We start from the raw sequence: 4328 nt of genomic DNA on the forward strand, positions 1-4328 counted from the left end.
GCCCGGCAGGACCGCGTCGTCATCGAGCTTCGTCCGCAAGCGTGGAACAGCTTCGACGGCAAGCAAATGCTCCGCCGATAGTCAGCTCCAAGGAGCGATCGGCCCGGCTTGCCGGTGAACGGCTCACCTGGCGCGGCCCGCGGCCTTCATCCGTTCCAGGTCGGCCATCACGACGGTCTTTCCACCGGTCGCGGCAAGCGCCCTGGTGTGCCCGAGGTGATGCATGTCGAAGCACGATTCGATCGCCGTCGAGAAGCCCATGGTGTCGAGAGTCTGGTTGACGGCGCGCTTGGCCAGCCGCAACGCCCACGGATCGGTTTGGGCCACCCGATGCGCGAGAGTCATGGTGAATGACCGCAATTCGTCCAGCGGCACGACGTGGTTGACCATTCCGGAGCGCAGCGCCTCCTCGGCGGACACCGAACTCGCGGTGAACAGCATCTCCTTGGCCTTGCGCGCCCCGAATTCCCAAGTGTGAGCGTGGTACTCGATACCCATGATGCCCATCAGGCCGACCGGATCGGAGAACTGCGCGTTGTCCGCGGCGACGATCAGGTCGCACGGCCAGCACAGCATCAGCCCAGCCGCGATGCACTTGCCCTGTACCGCGGCGATGGTCGGCTTGGGGATGTCGCGCCAGCGCTTGGCGTACTCGAGATATCCCCTTGTCTCCCAGTCATAGTAGTCCTCTGCGATGAGCTTGCCGTCGGTCCGCCGGGGACCCAGAGCACGCCCGTCCGCCGAAGGATCGACGCCCGACATGTCGTGCCCGGCGGAGAAGTGCTTGCCGGTGGTGGTCAAGACGATGACCCTGACCTCGGGGTCCTCGTCGGCGCGCCGAAATGCGTCATCGAGGTCCTTGAGGATGCCCGCCGTCTGGGCGTTGGCGGCCTCCGGGCGGTCGAAGGTGATCACCGCGACCTTGTCGTCGACGTCGTATCGGACGAAATGCTCTGCTGTCATTGCTGTCTCCTTATGACGTTTTCCTGGGCGAAGGACGCCACGAGCGACCCTTCCTGGGTGTACACGGCGCCGGTGCCGAAGCCGCGGCCGCCGGCCAGCCGGGTACCGCGGGTCTCCACCCGCAGCCACTCGGACACGTCGAACGGCTGGTGGAACCACACCGAATGGGTCACGACGCCGGTCTCCAGCAGCACGTGGGCGTCGGACTGGCTGACGCCGGGCACGGCTTTGAGCAGCGTGCCGATGAGCGGCCAGTCCGAGACATAAGCGACGGTCGGTTGTGCCAGCGACGGGTCGTCGAAGCCCGGACAGCGCATCCAGAACGCGAGCTCTGCGGGCACGGCGCTCGCGTCGTCGAGACCGACTGCGCTGATCAGTCTCGACTCTCCGGGCACGACAGCGAAGTCAATGGGTTTGGCTGCCATCGGATCTCCCGACGACACGGCGGCGTACTGATAGTCGTAACTCTCCTCGGCCTGGTCGACGAGGATCGACGCGGTCGCGACGATGCGTCGGCCGGATTCTTCGTCCTGCCAGACGACGGCACGCCGGTGTCCCAGCGAGCGGCCTTCGTGAGTCTGCTCGAGATCCAGGAACAGCGGTTTGCGAGGTCGTCCCGCGCGCGGGAAGGCGACGTGCAGCGACTTCACGGACTTATTCGGTGGCGCGATCGCCGCGATCAGTTGGGCCAGGATCTGCCCGCCGAAGACCCGTTCGGAGTTCGGGTTGCGGACCGGCAGCACCAGCCGGCCGTCGGCGTCTTCCTTCCCCGTGAGTAGGGTGCGAAATTCGTCAGGTGTCATCCTCGCCCTTCTGTGATTGAGCGGTTTGGACCAGCTCGAACTTCTTGACCTTGCCCGACGGCGTCATCGGCAGGGAATCCACGAAATGCCATGCAACTGGCGTCTTCTGGCGCGCGACGCCGGTCGCCCGCAGATGCCCGGCCAGTTCGTCGGCGGAGGGGCGTGTCGCACCGTCGAGTACCACGAAGGCGATCGGAACTTCGCCGAATCTAGCGTCGGGGCCCGCGACCACCGCGGCCTGACGGACCGCGGGATGCGCTGCGAGCACGTCTTCGATGTCGCGGGCAGAGAACTTCTCACCGCCGCGATTGATGACGTCCTTGAGGCGGCCGGTGATCGTGACGAATCCGGCGTTGTCGAGGACACCGACGTCGCCCGTGCGAAACCAGCCCGCATCGTCAAGGGCGGTCCGGTTGGCCGCGGCGTCGAGGTAGCCGAGCATCCGCTCGGGTCCGCGCACCAGCAGCTCGCCCGCGGAACCGGTTGGGAGCGAACGGGATTGGTCGTCGACTACCCGCACCTCGACTCCAGGGGCAACCGCGCCGTCGGTCTCGGCCCGAAGGTCGAACGGGTAGGCCCGGTTCATCACGGTGACTGTCGGCAGTTCGGTCATGCCGTAGACCCGCGCCGCGGGAATCCCTTGCTCCTCACTACGTTCCATGATCGCGCGCGGAACCGACGCACCGCCACACGCGAACATTCGCAGCGGCAGGTGCACACGGGCGGCGCGGGCGGCGTCGGTCAGTTCCTGCAGGAACACGGTCGCGCCGGCAGTCCAGGTGACCCGTCGCCGCTTCATGTCCTGGACGGCTTCGTCGGCATCCCAGCGCTCGGCGAGCACCGCCGACGCGCCCACCAGCAGGGGGATCGTCATGGCGTTGAGCACTCCGGTGATGTGCTGTAACGGGGCCGCCATGTAGGCGACGTCTTCCCAGCTCAGGCCCCACACGTCGACGAGCTGGCGCGTTTCGGCCAACAACGTTTGCGACGAATGCACTGCGGCCTTCGCCGCCGACGTGGTTCCCGACGTGAACAGGATGAGGCACGGGTCGCCCGGCGAGGTGGTGGCAGACCGCTGACGCTGGCCGACGGATACGACGTCCTCGAACGGTGTCCAGCCGGGGCGGCAGCCTCGCAGGACAACCCTGGGTATCGCGCCTAGACCGGCGTCGGCCAGCAAGTCATCGAATGCCTCAGCGTGGGCGAAGCCCCGAAATGCTTCGGCAGAGACAACAGCCGCCGGCCGCACCTGCTCGATGACATGTCGCAACTCGTGCTCGCGATAGAACGGAGCGATCGGGCAGCTCACCGCACCGATATGCCAGATCGCCAGGCCCAGGACGTGAGCCTCCCACCAGTTCGGAGTCTGCCAGCACACCACATCGCCTGGCCGGACCCCGGATTTCGTGAGCCAACCACCCGCGTGTTCGACGAGCTCCAGCAGCTCCTGATAGGTCAGGTCCGTTCCCGACTCGACGAGGGCAGGACGACTGCCCCACTGCCGCGCGGCGCGTTCGGCGCAGGCGCTGATCGCCAGATCAGTGACGTATCCGAACCGCCGGTACTCGGTGCGCAGGTTCGCCGGAACCGCAGGCGCAACGACGTCGGCAGCGCTCAGTGGTGATCGAAACGTCGTCATCCGCCCATGCTCATTCCGCCGTCGACGGTCAGGACCGCGCCGGTGACGTACGAGGCAAGATCGTCGAGCAGGAACGCGACGGCGTGCGCCAGCTCCTCGGGTCGGCCCCAGCGCCCGACCGGGATCATCGACGTCACCGCATCCCGGTCGGTGTACACCAGCTCTGCCGACAGATCGGTGTCGAAACTGCCGGGGATCACGCAGTTCACGGTGATGCCCTTGCGGGCGACGGCGCGGGCGCTGGATCTGGTCAGGCCGACGATGCCGCCCTTGGCGGCGGCGTAGGCGATCTGCACGGGGCTGCCCATCAGGGCGGTCACCGAACCGATGTTGACCACCCGGCCGAAACGCTGCTGCGTCATGTGAGCCAGCGCGGCCTGGCTCAGGAAGAACGCTGAGGAGAGGTTCACCGCAAGCTGCCGGTGCCAGTCCTCGGCGCTGACCGCACCCAAGCGTTGCTCGATCACCATGCCGGCGTTGTTGACCAGATAGTCCAACCGCCCGTGCTGCTCGAGAACCTCGTTGACGAGAGACTGGCAGGAAGTCGGTTGCCCGACGTCGACCTGATGCAGGGAAACTTTGGCGCCGCATCGTTCGGCGTCGTCGCGGACTGCCCATGCCGCAGCGACGTCGCGGACGTACACCGCGGCCACCGTGACACCGGAGCGGGTCAACCGGTCGGTGATGGCACGACCAATCCCCCGCGTTCCGCCCGTGACGAGCGCGACCCGGGCATCGGCGCCCACTACGTCGTCCTCGCAGTCTTGGCTGCCACCCGAGCACTAAGGCGCTCCAGCTCTACGCGGTGCTCCTTGGTGTCGAAGCATGCGCTTTCGGCACGAGCACAGTCCGCCAGGATCACCGCGGCCCGATCGATGTGGGAGTTCAACAGCTGGCGCGCTTGCCGGACGGCCTGCGGCGGG

General features: G+C 66.9%; 4 protein-coding genes. All 4 read right to left on the reverse strand.

Going from position 1 to position 4328, the window contains the following annotated elements; all coding sequences use genetic code 11:
* Positions 1 to 123: 123 nt before the first annotated feature.
* The 4 genes from QOD90_RS05275 to QOD90_RS05290 are packed head-to-tail and all read right to left on the reverse strand — an operon-like array spanning position 124 to position 4151.
* The gene (locus tag QOD90_RS05275; protein ID WP_526347381.1) at positions 124 to 963 is read right to left on the reverse strand and encodes an enoyl-CoA hydratase/isomerase family protein; all 840 of its coding nucleotides are present in this window, start codon (positions 961 to 963) and stop codon (positions 124 to 126) included.
* Positions 960 to 1766, reverse strand: a complete 807-nt coding sequence (locus QOD90_RS05280) for an acyl-CoA thioesterase (protein ID WP_526347383.1) — start codon at positions 1764 to 1766, stop codon at positions 960 to 962. Before QOD90_RS05280 ends, QOD90_RS05275 begins: the two co-directional genes overlap by 4 nt.
* Positions 1756 to 3405 (reverse strand): AMP-binding protein, encoded by a 1650-nt coding sequence (locus tag QOD90_RS05285; RefSeq protein ID WP_526347385.1) that lies wholly within the window; start codon positions 3403 to 3405, stop codon positions 1756 to 1758. The genes QOD90_RS05280 and QOD90_RS05285 overlap by 11 nt, the downstream gene beginning before the upstream one ends.
* Complete coding sequence (locus QOD90_RS05290) at positions 3402 to 4151, reverse strand: SDR family NAD(P)-dependent oxidoreductase (protein WP_526347387.1); 750 nt, start codon at positions 4149 to 4151, stop codon at positions 3402 to 3404. Before QOD90_RS05290 ends, QOD90_RS05285 begins: the two co-directional genes overlap by 4 nt.
* Positions 4152 to 4328 lie beyond the last annotated feature (177 nt).

This window comes from Mycobacterium sp. (assembly GCF_032161845.1).
Classification (GTDB): domain Bacteria; phylum Actinomycetota; class Actinomycetes; order Mycobacteriales; family Mycobacteriaceae; genus Mycobacterium.